Genomic DNA, 13,013 nt, shown 5'->3' with positions numbered 1-13,013 from the left:
CTTCAGACGCCGGCGGCGCGCTTCCAGAACGCCTGTACCAGCGGCGGCCATTTGCCGACACAGCCCAGCGCGCGGCCACGGGCCAGGGTCAAGTGCATCTCGTCGTTGGAGAACAGGCGGTTGATCGCATCGAAGCTGTAGGCGGCGATCTGGTTGTCGCTGCGCCGTTCGCGTGCCCAGCGCTGCAGGCGCTGCGGCGACAGCCGCGGCTGGCCACGGCGCTCGGCCGACGGCGCCAGCCACTGCTGCAGGGCGGCGACATCGCGCAGGCCCAGGTTCACGCCCTGCCCGGCCAGCGGATGCACCACATGCGCGGCATCACCCAATGCCAGTACTCGGCCGGCCACGTAGTGACGGGCCAGTTGGCGACGCAGCGGGAAGGCCGCTCGCGGTGACGCCAGTCGCAGCTCACCCAGCCGCGCCGCAAAGGCCCGGGTCAGTTCGCGGTTGAAGGCGTCCTCGTCCAAGGCCAGCACACGTGCCGCCTCGTCCTCGGGCAGGGTCCAGACGATCGAGCTGCGGCGCTCGGCCACCGGCAGCAGCGCCAGCGGCCCGCCCGGCAGGAAACGCTGCCAGGCGGTGGCCTGGTTGGGAAGATCGCTGTCCACGTAGGCCACCACGCCACGCTGGTGGTAGTCATGCTTTTCAACCTCGATCCCGGCCAGTTGGCGCAGGGTCGATTCGGCGCCGTCGGCGGCCACCGCCAACGCCGCTTCCAGGCGACGACCGTCATCCAGGCGCAGGCGCACGCCGTCGTCGTCCTGCTCCAGCGCGTCCACCCGCGCCGGGCAGTGCAGCTGCACGCCCGCCGCCGGCAACGCCGCCCACAGGCGATCCTGCAGCAGGCCGTTCTCGACGATGTAGCCCAGTTCACGACGGCCGAAGCGATCGGCATCGAACAGCAGATCTTCGCCACCGGCCGCGTCCCACACCTGCATGCGCCGGTAGGGCCAGGCACGGGCCTGCGCGATCGCCGGCCACACGCCCAGGCGGTTCAGCAGCTGAACGTTGTCGGCAGCGAAGGCGAACACGCGCAGGTCAGGCTGTGCGGCCTGCCACGGCGCGGGCTCACGACCTTCCACCAGCGCAACCGACAGGCCGGCATCGGCCAGCGCCAGCGCGCACGCGGCACCGACCACGCCACCACCGACGATGGCCACATCAAGGCGCATGCGCCGGCTCATGCGGCTTCTCCACGGCACAGCCGCGGCACTTCGCCACGGAAGCCCATCGCACCACCGACCAGCATCGACTGCACCGAGGCGCGTTGCGCGGCCACCAGGCCGAGGCTGCGCAGCGGCCGCATCAGCGGTGCCGGATTGCTGGTCAACCGTGCCAGGCCACCCGAGAACGCCACCGTCTGCCGTCGGTCTTCCTGGCGGCGCGCAACATAGGCCTGCAGCAGCACATCGCTGCCGGCATCCTCGTGCGCATCCTCCAGCAGTTCGGCCAGGGTCAGCGCATCGCGCAGGCCCAGGTTGAAGCCCTGCGCACCCAGCGGATGGATGGTCTGCGCGGCATTGCCCAGCAGCACCGTGCGTTCACCGGCCAATGCGCGCGCCAGCACCTGGATGAGCGGGTAAGCGCTGCGCGGGCCGGATTCGAGCAGCCGACCGGCACGCCAGCCGATCGCATCCTGCAGGCGCTGCAGCCAGGCCGCATCGTCCAGCGCCATCACCGCATCGGCCTGGTCCCGCGCCACGCCATGCACGGTGCCGAAGTGGCGGTCGCCGCGCGGCAGCAGGGCGGTCGGGCCGGTATCGGTGAAGCGCTCCCAGGCCGTGCCATCCGGCGCGCGCTGGCTGCGCACGCGGGCCACGAACAGGGTCTGCTGGAAATCATGCCGGTCGACCTCGATGCCCAGCGCGCCACGCACACCGCTGGTCGTGCCATCGGCACCGACCACCAGCCGTGCCAGCAGTACGCGCTCGCCGGTCTCGTCGGCCACCCGCACCTGGCGGTAGCCGTCGACCACCTCGCCCAGGCCCAGGAACCGCATCGGCCGGTAGCGCCGCAGCTGCGGCAGCTCCTGCAAGCGCGCTTCCAGCGCCTGGCCGAAGTCACGCGCGACAACCACCTGGCCGAACCACGGCCGGTCGTAGTCGGAAGCCTCCAGCTGCACGCGGCCGAAATCGCCGGCGCGGCTGACATGGATGCGGCGGATCGGGCCCGGCGCCATCGCCAGCTTCTGCATGACCCCCAACGCGGTCAGCGCGTTGACGGTCGCCGCGGCGAAACTGAGGTTGCGCTGGTCGAACACCGCCGGCAGCTCGCCGGCCGGGCTGGCTTCGAGCAGGCCCACGTCGCGGCCCAACCGGTCCAGGGCAATGGCCAGGCTGGCACCGACCAGGCCGCCACCGACGATCAGCACGTCATGTCGTTCACTCATGGTGTTCATGATACGCGCTCGCCCCGCCCGGACACCCAACAGCCCCCGACCTGCGCCAACCGGCGCGGCGGGCTAGAATGAAACCTGAATCCGCTCCGGGCCCGCTGCCATGTCCGCCACCGCCAACCGTGCCTTCGTCCTGTCCGTACTCGTGCTGTTGCTGGCGGCGACCCGGGTCAACCACTTCGCGGCGATCCCGGATGCCTCCTGGGCGGTGTTCTTCATCGGCGGCTTCTACCTGGCTGGCTGGACCCGCTGGGCGTTCCCGCTGCTGATGGTGTTCGCGGTGCTGGTGGACTGGATCGTGATCCGCAGCAGCGGCCTGGATTTCTGGCAGCACTACTGCGTGTCGCCGGGCTACTGGCTGCTGCTGCCGGCGTATTTCTCGCTGTGGGCCGGCGGCATGCTGCTGGGCCGCAACTACCAGGGGGCACGCTGGCCGGTACTGGCCAAGGGCGCGCTGCTGCTGGTGGCCTCGGTGGCGGTCTGTCACCTGCTCGCGCAGGGCGGCTTCTACTGGACCAGCCGCAACGTGGCCGAACCGACGCTGGCCGGCTGGGCACAGAACTACGCACAGTGGTTCGGGCCGTACCTGCGCACCACCGCCATCTACGTGGCGCTGGCCGCCGCCCTGCAGCTGGCCGTGGAGCAGGTACTGAAGCTCCAGCAGGCCCGCCGCGACATCCGGCACTGAGCCGCGCCATGGGTCATCGCCTCTCGCGCATCTATACCCGCACCGGCGACGACGGCAGTACCGGCCTTGGCGACGGCCAGCGCGTGGCCAAGGATGATGCCCGCGTGGCGTCCTACGGCACTGTCGACGAAGCCAATGCCGCACTCGGCCTGCTGCTGGCCACGGCGCTGCCCGACGACGTGCGCGCGCTGGTGGTGCATCTGCAGCACCAGCTGTTCGACCTGGGCGCCGAACTGTGCATCCCCGGCCACGCCGCGATCCACGCCGCCGATGTGTCGGCACTGGAACAGCAGCTGGATCACTACAACGCCAGCCTGCCGATGTTGAAGGAATTCATCCTGCCAGCCGGTGGCGAGGCCGCCGCACGCTGCCACCTGGCGCGCACCATCGTCCGCCGGGCCGAGCGCGAGACGGTCACCCTGGCCCGCCACGACGCCGTGCGCAGCGAGGCACTGCAGTACCTCAACCGGCTGTCGGACCTGTTGTTCGTGCTGGCCCGGGTGCTGGCCCGTGCCGATGGCCATGGCGAAGCGCTGTGGCAGCCACAGCAGCGCCAGCGCTGAGTCGGCACGATGCTGGTCTTCACCCATCCGTCCTGCCTGCTGCATGACCCCGGCCCTGGCCATCCGGAGTGCCCGCAACGCCTGCAGCATGTGCTCGATGCCCTGCACGCCGCCTTCCCCGGCCAGCTGGACTGGCGCGAGGCGCCGCCGGCCAAGTTCGGCGAACTGACCCGGGTCCACGACAGCGCCCTGCTCGACTTCGTGCTGCAGCCGCAGACCGCGCCGCTGCGACAGCTGGACATGGACACCTGGACCTCGCCCGGCTCGGCCAGTGCCGCCGTGCATGCCGCCGGCGCCGGCGTGGCGGCGGTAGATGCGGTGATGCTGGGCGAGGACCCGCTGGCGTTCTGCGCGGTGCGGCCACCGGGCCACCACGCCACCAGCAGCACTGCGATGGGCTTCTGCCTGCTCAACAACATCGCCATCGCCGCCGCCTACGCCCGTGACCGTCATGGCCTGGAGCGGATCGCGGTGGTCGATTTCGATGTCCACCATGGCAACGGCACCCAGGACATCTTCCAGCACGACGCCCGGGTCTCGTACTACAGCACCCACCAGGCCGGGCTGTTCCCCAACTCCGGCCTGCGCCGCGACCGCGGTGCCGGCAACCTGATGAACATCCTGCTGCCCCCCGGCAGCGGCGGTTTCCGCTTCCGCAATGTGTGGGCCGACGAGATGCTGCCGGCCATCGACGACTTCCGGCCGCAGCTGCTGCTGATTTCGGCCGGCTTCGATGCCCACCTGCGCGATCCGCAGGCCGACCTGATGCTGGAAACCGACGATTTCGCCTGGATCACCCGCGAACTGCATGCGCTGGCGCGCCGCCATGCGGCCGGCCGGGTGGTCTCGATGCTGGAAGGCGGCTATGACCTGCAGGCCCTTGCCGAGTGCAGCGTGGCCCATGTCCGGGCCCTGCTGCCCCCCCCACCGGGCAGCGTCTCCGGATGAACCCGAACCGGCAGGATCCGACGCCCTTCATTGCCCCTATGCAAGGGATGGGGCAAGCTACCGTCCGTTTTCGCCCGAATCCGAACCGCGTGCGCCGAGCCCTCCGCCTGCTTCCCCTGCCTCTGAGCATCGCCATCTGCCTGCCGGCAATGGCCGATGAAAAGCCGCTCAACTGGGGCCTGTGCCCGGCTACCGACGTGATTCCCGCGTTCACCGATGCCCCTGTCCCGGTCCCGGTCCCGGGGCAGGACAAGGCCGCCGCCAGCGCCGCGCGCGAGCAGCAGCCGACCGACATCGAGGGTGACCAGCTGCTGGGCACCACCACCGTGCCGCAGTACGAAGGCAACGTGGCCCTGCGCCGTGGCGACCAGTTCGTCGGCACCGACAAGCTCAGCTTCGATACCGAGACCGGCAACTACATCGCCGACGGCAATGTCCGCTACCAGGACTCCTCGATCCGCATGGTCGCCAAGCGCGCCGAGGGCAACCAGGAAAGCGACACCCACAAGATCACCGACATCAAGTACCAGCTGGTGTCGCGCCGCGGCAACGGCGATGCCGAATCGGTCGACCTGCAGGGCGCGGTCGGCCAGATGCACCGCTCCACCTACACCACCTGCGACCCGTCGCAGCCGGTGTGGAAGCTGTCGGCGCCGCAGATCGAAGTGGACAACGACGAAGGCTTCGGTACCGCCCGCAACGCCGTGCTTCGCATCGGCAAGGTGCCGGTGCTGTGGGCGCCGTACTTCAAGTTCCCGATCGACGACCGCCGCAAGACCGGCCTGCTGTTCCCGCAGCTGGGCATGTCCGGCCGCAACGGTTTCGATTACGCACAGCCGATCTACTTCAACCTGGCGCCGAACTACGACGACACGTTGACCCCGCGCTACATGAGCCGGCGCGGCCTGATGCTCGACAACGAATTCCGCTACCTCTACAACGGCGGCCGCGGCGAACTGCTGACCGCGTTCATGCCCAACGACAAACTGCGCGACCGCGACCGCGGCCGGGTGATGTTCGGCGGCTACCACAACCTCGACGGCCACTGGCAGGCCCGCGCCAACCTGGCCTGGGTCAGCGACGAACGCTATGTGGAAGACTTCGCCAACCGCCTGGTGGGGGTCACCGCGTCGAACCTGCAGAGCACCATCGGCCTGTACGGCACTGGCAGGAACTGGACGGCCGGCATCATGGCCGACCGCTGGCAGCTGACCGACTACACCCTCAACGAGGGTGCGCTGGCCTACAACCGCCAGCCGCGCCTGTATTTCAACTGGGACAAGCCGGTCCTGCCGTGGCTGGAAACCGGCATCTACGCCGAAGCCGTGCGTTTCACCCACGACGACATCAACTTCAAGTACGGCGCTGATGCGGGACCGGACCTGCAGTACACCCGCAACGGCAACCGTCAGACCGACGGCATCGGTGTCAGCGGCGGCTCGCGGCTGGATGTCAAACCCTACGTGTCGTTCCCGATCAGCGGCGCGGCCTGGTATGTCACGCCGACCCTGGCCTACCGCTATACCGGTTACCAGCTGGACCGTGGCCTGGTTGATGGCGTGAACGGCATCCGCGGCCAGATCCTGCGTTCGCAGGGCATCGACCCGAACACCGCCACACCGGAACAGCTGCGCGGCAACACCTCGCCCAGCCGCAGCCTGCCGATCGGCAGCATCGACGCCGGCCTGTTCTTCGATCGCGAGACCCGCATCGGTGGCAAGTCCTTCCTGCAGACCCTGGAACCGCGCCTGTTCTACCTGCGCACGCCCTACCGCGATCAGGACGAGCTGCCGATCTTCGACACCCGCGACTTCACCTTCAGCTGGGGCCAGCTGTTCCGCGATTCTCGCTATACCGGCGCCGATCGCCAGAACGACGCCAACCAGCTGACCATGGCGCTGAGCACCCGCTTCATCGACCAGACCACCGGCAAGGAACGCTTCTCGGCCTCCATCGGCCAGATCCAGTACTTCGACGAATCGCGGGTGACCGTCACCCCGGGTGGCGCGCCGGTGGAGGAGGGCAAGTCGGCGTGGATCGCTGACGGCAACTACATGATCAACGACCGTTGGACCCTGGGTGCCACCTACCAGTGGGACCCCAAGTACAAGCGCGAGGATCTGGCCAGCGTCCGCGCCCGCTACCTGATGCCCAACGATGGCGTGATCAACCTCAGCTACCGTTACCGCATCAACTCCGGCGCCCCGGCCACCGCCAACAAGCATGACCGCACGCCGCTGGAACAGGCCGACCTGTCGTTCCTGTACCCGCTGAATGCGCGCTGGAGCCTGGTCGGCCGCTACTACTACTCGCTGCAGGACAAGGAACCGCTGGAGATCATCGCCGGCGTCCAGTGGGACAGCTGCTGCCTGGCCGTGCGTGCGGTCGCCCGCCGCTACGTCCGCAACCGCGAAGGCGAGATGAACAACGCCATCCAGCTGGAGTTCGTGCTCAAGGGCCTGAGCTCCCTGGGCCAGGACACGGACCGTACCCTGCGCCGTGCTATCCTCGGCTACAACCGCGACGACCTCTATCTCGTGCCGCCGAGCAACACCGGGGCGACCCGGGATGACTACGATCCGAACCTGATCCCATGACCAAGCGCTTCCCCGTTCTTCTCGCCTCGCTGCTGGCGGTGTCCAGCGTGTCCGCCCCCCTGCAGGTGCTTGCCCAGGAGGCGCAGCCGCTTGACCGCATCGCCGCCGTCGTCGATGAGGACGTGATCCTGCAGAGCGAGCTCCAGCGTGCGATCGCCAACATCAAGGCGCAGTACGCCGGCCGTGAAAACCAGCTGCCGCCGGAAGACGTGCTCAGCCGCCAGGTGCTCGAGCGCCTGGTGCTGGTCAAGCTGCAGGTGGCCCGCGCCCAGGGCAGCGGCATCCGGGTCAGCGACCAGGAGCTGAACCAGGCGATGAACTCCATCGCCCAGCAGAATGGGTCCAACCTGGACGCCCTGCGCCAGCGCCTGGCCCATGACGGCATCGACTTCAACGATTTCCGCGCTTCGGTGCGTGATGAGATCACCGTGCAGCGCCTGCGCCAGAGCTTCGCGCAGAGCCGCATCAGCGTCAGCGAGGGTGAAGTCGACGCCGCGCTGAAGCAGCAGGCCACGGTGGGCAACCAGTACCACCTGGCGCACATCCTGATCGCCCTGCCCGACGGTGCCAACGCCGACCAGATCGCCACCGGCCAGAAGAAGGCCGATGGTGTGAAGACCCTGCTGGACAAGGGCGAGCTGGACTTCAACGCTGCAGCCGTGCGCTATTCGGACAGCCCGAATGCACTGGAAGGCGGTGACCTGGGCTGGCGCAGCCTGGATGAAATCCCGCAGGCCTTTGCCCAGATGATGGAAAAGATGAAGCCCGGCGAAGTGGTCGGCCCGATCCGTGGCCCGAGCGGCTTCCAGCTGCTGAAGCTGGTGGAAGTGCGTGACGCCAGCTCCGCCGCCGCCGGTGAGCATACGGTCACCGAATTCCACGGCCGCCACATCCTGGTGCGCGTGGACGACCACCAGACCGACGCCGCCGCCAAGGCCAAGATCGACACCCTGCGTGCCCGCATCGCCGGTGGTGCCGAGTTCCAGACCGTTGCCAAGGAATCCTCCGAGGACAACAACAGCAAGGGCCAGGGCGGTGACCTGGGCTGGTTCCCGGCCGACGCGTTCGGTCCGGCCTTCGGCCAGCAGGTGGAAGGCCTCCAGGACGGTGGCGTCAGCCAGCCGTTCCGTACCGATGCCGGTTGGCACATCGTGCAGCGCGTGGCGACCCGCCAGACCGACGTGACCACCGACAACCAGCGTGCCCAGGTCCGCGAGACCATCGGCCGCCGCAAGCTGGAAGACGAGTACAACCGCTTCCTGCAGGAACTGCGTGGCGAAGCCTACGTCAGCTTCCGCAGCGGCGACCGCGCGGAAAACACCGCCACCCCGCCGCAGTCCTGAACGATGCGCCCCGAGCTCGCTCTGGTACCGGGCGAGCCCGCCGGGATCGGCCCGGAGCTATGTGTCCGCCTCGTCCAGCAGCCGCGTGAAGATTGCCGGCTGCTGGCCTTCGCCGACCCGGACACCCTGCACGCGGCTGCGGCCGCGCTGAACCTGCCCCTGCAGCTGCTGCCCGAGGACGCCGAAGCACGCGCCCCCGGCGATCTGCGCCTGCGCGCTGTCCGCAACGCTGCGCCCAGCCGCTTCGGCCAGGCCGATCCGGCAAATGCCGGCGCGGTCATCGGCGCCCTGCTCGGCGCCGGCCAGGCCTGCCTGTCCGGCGAACTGCACGGTGTTGTGACCGGCCCGGTGCACAAGGCGGTCATCAATGAAGGCGGCATCGCCTACAGCGGCACCACTGAACTGCTGGCCGACCAGGCCGGGGTGAAGGTGGTGATGATGCTGGCCAACCACATCGTGCGCGTGGCCCTGGCCACCACCCACCTGCCGCTGCGCGAGGTGGCCGATGCGATCACCGCGCCCGGCCTGGAGCACACGCTGCGCACGGTGCACGCCGCACTGCGCCGTGAGTTCGGCCTGCCTGCGCCGCGCATCGCCGTGCTCGGCCTGAACCCGCACGCCGGCGAAGATGGCCACCTGGGCCGCGAAGAACTGGATCTGGTCATCCCGCTGCTGCAGCGCCTGCGCGCGGAGGGCATGGACCTGGTCGGGCCGCTGCCGGCCGATACCGCCTTCCTGCCCGCCAAGCTGGCCGGCTTCGACACCGTGCTGGCGATGTACCACGACCAGGGCCTGCCGGTACTGAAATATTCCGGCTTCGAACAGGCGGTGAACCTGACCCTGGGCCTGCCCTATCCGCGCGTGGCGGTGGACCATGGCACCGCGCTGGAGCTGGCCGGCCGCGGCATCGCCGATCCCTCCAGCCTGCAGGCGGCAACGACGCTGTGTGCGCAGCTTGCGCGGCAACGTACACTGGGCGCATGAATTCCCCGCATTCCCCCTCCGGCCCGGTGTTCACCGCACCGGCCAAGAAGCAGCTTGGCCAGCATTTCCTGGCCGACCGCCACTACATCGACAAGATCGTGATGGCGGTCAACCCGAAAGACGGCGACCGCCTGGTCGAGATCGGCCCTGGCCAGGGCGCGATCACCCTGCCGCTGCTGCGCGTGCACCCCACGCTGACGGTGATCGAGTTCGACCGCGACCTGATCGCGCCGCTGACCGCCGCCGCCGAGCCGCTGGGCGAGCTGACCATCGTTCATCGCGACGTGCTGCGCGTGGACTTCACCGAACTGGCCGCCGGCCAGCCGATCCGCCTGGTCGGCAACCTGCCCTACAACATCTCCTCGCCGATCCTGTTCCATGCGCTGGAGCATGCCGCGGTCATCCGCGACATGCACTTCATGCTGCAGAAGGAAGTGGTCGACCGCATGGCAGCCGGCCCCGGCAGCAAGGTGTATGGCCGCCTCAGCGTGATGCTGCAGGCCTACTGCCAGGTGACCTCGCTGTTCGTGGTGCCGCCGGGCGCGTTCCGGCCGCCGCCGAAGGTCGATTCGGCCGTGGTGCGTCTGGTGCCGCGTGACCCGGCCGCGATCAACATCAACGACCACAAGCGCTTCGCCGAGGTGGTCAAGGCCGCCTTCGGGCAGCGCCGCAAGACCCTGCGCAATGCCCTGAACAACGTGGTGTCCGCCGAGCAGTTCATCGCCGCCGGCGTGCGTCCCGATGCCCGCGCCGAACAGCTGGACGTGGCCGAATTCATCGCTTTGGCCAATGCCTCCTGATTACACTGCCGGTATGGAAGACGCTGACGTTTATGCCATCTCCGTCGAAGTCGCGCCGCGCTTCCTCGACGATCAATCCGCGCCGGAAGACGGTCGCTTTGCGTTCGCCTACACGATCCGCATCCACAACCAGGGGCGGGTCGCGGCACGCCTGGTCGCGCGCCACTGGCGCATCACCGATGCCAATGGCCGTGTCGAGCATGTCGATGGCGACGGGGTGATCGGCGAGCAGCCGCGGCTGCGCCCCGGTGAAGACTTCCGTTACACGTCCGGTGTCATGCTGGGGACCGATCACGGGACCATGCAGGGGCACTACGACATGGTCGCCGACGATGGCACCGAATTTGCCGCGCCGGTCGCACCCTTCGTGCTGGCCGTGCCGCGTACCCTGCACTGACACGGAGGCCGAACGATGAGTGTGTGGGCGATCGGCGACCTGCAGGGCTGCTATGACGTCACCCAGCGATTGCTGGAGAAGATCCGCTTCGACCCGGCGCAGGACACCCTGTGGTTCTGCGGCGACCTGGTCAACCGCGGCGGGCAGTCGCTGGAAACGCTGCGGCTGGTGCACTCGCTGCGCGAGCACAGCGTGGTGGTGCTGGGCAACCATGATCTTTCGCTGCTGGCCGTCGGTTCGCGTACCGAAGAGGAACAGCGCAAGGTCAACCCGGACCTGCTGCGCATCGTGCAGGCCGAGGACCGCGACGAACTGCTGGACTGGCTGCGCCTGCAGAAGCTGGTGCACGTGGACCGCGAGCTGGGCTGGATGATGGTGCACGCCGGCCTGGCGCCGAAGTGGACCACGCAGATGGCCGAGAAGCATGCCGCCGAGGTCGAGGTGCAACTGCATGGCGCCGGCTACCGCAAGCTGTTCCGCAACATGTACGGCGACAAGCCGAGCTGGGCCCCGAACCTGTCCGGTTACGACCGCTCGCGCGCGATCATCAACGTGCTCACCCGCATGCGCTACTGCACCCCGCGGGGGCGCATCGGCATCGAGGACAAGGGCACGCCGGGCACGCAGGAGCAGGGGCTGTATCCCTGGTTCGAAGTGCCCGGCCGGGTCGAGCGCGACCTCAAGGTCGTCTGCGGCCACTGGTCGGCGCTGGGCCTGACCATCACCCAGGGCGTGCACGCCATCGACACTGGCGCGGTCTGGGGCGGCAAGCTGACCGCGCTCCAGCTTGATACCGACGAGCTGCGCGTGGTGCAGGTTCCGGGCCGCGACGTACCGGCACCCGTGCCCAACGCCCGCCCGCCGGCGCGACCGGCGCACGAGCGCCCCGGCGCCGCGACGCAGGGCAAGGAACAGGGCGGCAACGCCGCTGCCACCCCGGGCAACCGTGGCCCACGCCGCCGTCGCCGTCGTGGTGGCGGAGGGGGCGGCGCGGGTGGCGGCACCCACAACAGTCCCCCGCCGCAGGCGTGACGCGGCGCGGCTGGGCACCAGGGACGGTGCTGCTGCTGACGCTGGCCCTGGCCAGCGGCTGCCAGCCCGGCTCGCCGCCTGCTCCCACGGCTGCGGATGGTGCCGCACATGCGCCGACGCAGCCGCAGGCCCCTTCGCCGCCACTGGTGGCCGCAGCCCGCGCGCAGGTCGGCGTCACCACCCGTTACGATCCTGCTTACCAGGTACTGGCCTATCCCGGCGGCGACGTGCCACTGGATCGCGGCGTGTGCACGGACGTGGTGGTGCGCGCCCTGCGCGATCTGGGCCTGGACCTGCAGGCACGCGTGCATGAGGACATGCGCGGCAGTTTCAGTGCCTATCCGGCGATCTGGGGCCTGTCACGGCCGGACCGCGACATCGATCATCGTCGTGTACCGAACCTGATGCGCTGGTTCGAGCGCCAGGGCTGGCAGCAACCGGTCACGGCCCTCGCCGCCGACTACGCGGCCGGCGACATCGTTGCCTGGAAGCTCAATGGCAACGGCCTGCTGCACGTGGGCATCGTTTCTGACCGGCGCCTGGCCAACGGCACACCGCTGGTGCTGCACAACATCGCGCGCGGCACGCGCGAAGAGAACCTGCTGTTCCAGCACACGATCATCGGGCATTACCGGATGCCGTAGCGACAGTCCCGGTAGAGTCGACTGTTAGTCGACTATCGCGCGCAGCGCGGGTTTTTCGGGTGACCGCCGAGAGCAGTCGACTAACAGTCGACTCTACCCCGTCGGTGTTTTCGTTGGTATTTCCGCGATCAGCGGCGCACGTAGTGCACGAAGCGGAACGCGTAGGCGTGCCGTTCGTCGGCCGGGTGCGGCTCGCTGCTCACTTCCTGCCAGTCCTGCACGTCCACTTCGGGGAAATGGGTATCGGCGGGGACTTCGGCATCGACCCAGGTCAGGTACAGGTCACTGGCCTGGTCCAGCAACTGGTGGAAGATCTCGCCGCCGCCGATGATGCACAGCTCGCTGGCGCCCTCGCCTTCGGCAATCGCCTTCGCCTCGTCCAGCGACGCCACCGCACGCATGCCCTCGAACGGCACCTGGCCGCTGCGGGTCAGTACGAGGTTGGTCCGCCCCGGCAGCACGCGGCCGATCGACTCGGCCGTCTTGCGCCCCATCAGGATCGGCTTGCCCAGGGTGAGCGCCTTGAAGTGCTTGAAGTCATCCGGCAGGTGCCAGGGCATGGCATTGCCCTGGCCGATGCCACGGTTGCGGTCCAGCGCCACGATCATCGACAGCTTCAGGG

General features: G+C 68.8%; 12 protein-coding genes and 1 pseudogene. 10 read left to right on the top strand and 3 right to left on the bottom strand.

The annotated features are described in order from the left end of the window. Nucleotides 1-2 precede the first annotated feature (2 nt). Nucleotides 3-1,184 carry a UbiH/UbiF family hydroxylase gene (locus AC5P5W_RS12430; RefSeq protein WP_049440151.1) on the bottom strand — a complete coding sequence of 394 codons (1,182 nt, stop codon included), beginning with the start codon at nucleotides 1,182-1,184 and terminating at the stop codon, nucleotides 3-5. Then, the gene (gene ubiH / locus AC5P5W_RS12425) at nucleotides 1,181-2,389 is read right to left on the bottom strand and encodes a 2-octaprenyl-6-methoxyphenyl hydroxylase (protein WP_014645993.1); all 1,209 of its coding nucleotides are present in this window, start codon (nucleotides 2,387-2,389) and stop codon (nucleotides 1,181-1,183) included. The genes AC5P5W_RS12430 and ubiH overlap by 4 nt, the downstream gene beginning before the upstream one ends. Nucleotides 2,390-2,498: 109 nt before the next feature. On the opposite strand from ubiH, the gene AC5P5W_RS12420 reads away from it, so the two are divergent. The 10 genes and pseudogenes from AC5P5W_RS12420 to AC5P5W_RS12375 all read left to right on the top strand — a co-directional run bounded on the left by AC5P5W_RS12420 (nucleotide 2,499) and on the right by AC5P5W_RS12375 (nucleotide 12,391). After that, nucleotides 2,499-3,083 (top strand): hypothetical protein, encoded by a 585-nt coding sequence (locus tag AC5P5W_RS12420; protein WP_014645992.1) that lies wholly within the window; start codon nucleotides 2,499-2,501, stop codon nucleotides 3,081-3,083. Between the two features lie 8 nt (nucleotides 3,084-3,091). Continuing rightward, nucleotides 3,092-3,646, top strand: a complete 555-nt coding sequence (locus tag AC5P5W_RS12415) for a cob(I)yrinic acid a,c-diamide adenosyltransferase (protein WP_014645991.1) — start codon at nucleotides 3,092-3,094, stop codon at nucleotides 3,644-3,646. Between the two features lie 9 nt (nucleotides 3,647-3,655). Next, nucleotides 3,656-4,594: a histone deacetylase family protein gene (locus AC5P5W_RS12410; protein WP_014645990.1), complete on the top strand. Its 939-nt coding sequence runs from the start codon at nucleotides 3,656-3,658 to the stop codon at nucleotides 4,592-4,594. Between the two features lie 89 nt (nucleotides 4,595-4,683). Continuing rightward, nucleotides 4,684-7,191, top strand: coding sequence for an LPS-assembly protein LptD (gene lptD / locus AC5P5W_RS12405; protein WP_495221177.1), 2,508 nt, complete (start codon nucleotides 4,684-4,686; stop codon nucleotides 7,189-7,191). After that, nucleotides 7,188-8,519 (top strand): annotated as a pseudogene (locus tag AC5P5W_RS12400) (peptidylprolyl isomerase); the annotation flags it as partial. The gene lptD and the pseudogene AC5P5W_RS12400, both read left to right, overlap by 4 nt. A gap of 18 nt (nucleotides 8,520-8,537) precedes the next feature. Beyond that, complete coding sequence (gene pdxA, locus AC5P5W_RS12395) at nucleotides 8,538-9,518, top strand: 4-hydroxythreonine-4-phosphate dehydrogenase PdxA (RefSeq protein WP_046428925.1); 981 nt, start codon at nucleotides 8,538-8,540, stop codon at nucleotides 9,516-9,518. Then, on the top strand, nucleotides 9,515-10,318 hold the full coding sequence (rsmA, locus tag AC5P5W_RS12390; RefSeq protein ID WP_014645986.1) for a 16S rRNA (adenine(1518)-N(6)/adenine(1519)-N(6))-dimethyltransferase RsmA: 804 nt from the start codon (nucleotides 9,515-9,517) through the stop codon (nucleotides 10,316-10,318). Before pdxA ends, rsmA begins: the two co-directional genes overlap by 4 nt. Nucleotides 10,319-10,331: 13 nt before the next feature. Then, complete coding sequence (gene apaG, locus AC5P5W_RS12385; protein WP_008268668.1) at nucleotides 10,332-10,715, top strand: Co2+/Mg2+ efflux facilitator ApaG/CorD; 384 nt, start codon at nucleotides 10,332-10,334, stop codon at nucleotides 10,713-10,715. A 15-nt stretch (nucleotides 10,716-10,730) separates the two neighbouring features. Then, nucleotides 10,731-11,747: a symmetrical bis(5'-nucleosyl)-tetraphosphatase gene (locus AC5P5W_RS12380; protein WP_014645985.1), complete on the top strand. Its 1,017-nt coding sequence runs from the start codon at nucleotides 10,731-10,733 to the stop codon at nucleotides 11,745-11,747. Beyond that, on the top strand, nucleotides 11,744-12,391 hold the full coding sequence (locus AC5P5W_RS12375) for a DUF1287 domain-containing protein (RefSeq protein WP_495221175.1): 648 nt from the start codon (nucleotides 11,744-11,746) through the stop codon (nucleotides 12,389-12,391). The genes AC5P5W_RS12380 and AC5P5W_RS12375 overlap by 4 nt, the downstream gene beginning before the upstream one ends. Before the next feature lie 128 nt (nucleotides 12,392-12,519). On the opposite strand, the gene AC5P5W_RS12370 is transcribed toward AC5P5W_RS12375, so the two are convergent. Next, nucleotides 12,520-13,011, bottom strand: coding sequence for a dihydrofolate reductase (locus AC5P5W_RS12370; protein WP_049440214.1), 492 nt, complete (start codon nucleotides 13,009-13,011; stop codon nucleotides 12,520-12,522). Between the last annotated feature and the right edge of the window lie 2 nt (nucleotides 13,012-13,013).

This window comes from Stenotrophomonas sp. YJH_SMC_123, from assembly GCF_059368215.1.
Note: the sequence above shows the minus strand (reverse complement) of the source record. Positions and strands in the feature narration are given on the sequence as shown.

Excerpts from the sequence above, each read along its gene's own strand:
- AC5P5W_RS12430 (WP_049440151.1), bottom strand. The coding sequence starts at position 1,184 with ATGAGCCGGCGCATGCGCCTTGATGTGGCCATCGTCGGTGGTGGCGTG.
- ubiH (WP_014645993.1), bottom strand. The coding sequence starts at position 2,389 with ATGAGTGAACGACATGACGTGCTGATCGTCGGTGGCGGCCTGGTCGGT.
- AC5P5W_RS12420 (WP_014645992.1), top strand. The coding sequence starts at position 2,499 with ATGTCCGCCACCGCCAACCGTGCCTTCGTCCTGTCCGTACTCGTGCTG.
- AC5P5W_RS12415 (WP_014645991.1), top strand. The coding sequence starts at position 3,092 with ATGGGTCATCGCCTCTCGCGCATCTATACCCGCACCGGCGACGACGGC.
- AC5P5W_RS12410 (WP_014645990.1), top strand. The coding sequence starts at position 3,656 with ATGCTGGTCTTCACCCATCCGTCCTGCCTGCTGCATGACCCCGGCCCT.
- pdxA (WP_046428925.1), top strand. The coding sequence starts at position 8,538 with ATGCGCCCCGAGCTCGCTCTGGTACCGGGCGAGCCCGCCGGGATCGGC.
- rsmA (WP_014645986.1), top strand. The coding sequence starts at position 9,515 with ATGAATTCCCCGCATTCCCCCTCCGGCCCGGTGTTCACCGCACCGGCC.
- apaG (WP_008268668.1), top strand. The coding sequence starts at position 10,332 with ATGGAAGACGCTGACGTTTATGCCATCTCCGTCGAAGTCGCGCCGCGC.
- AC5P5W_RS12380 (WP_014645985.1), top strand. The coding sequence starts at position 10,731 with ATGAGTGTGTGGGCGATCGGCGACCTGCAGGGCTGCTATGACGTCACC.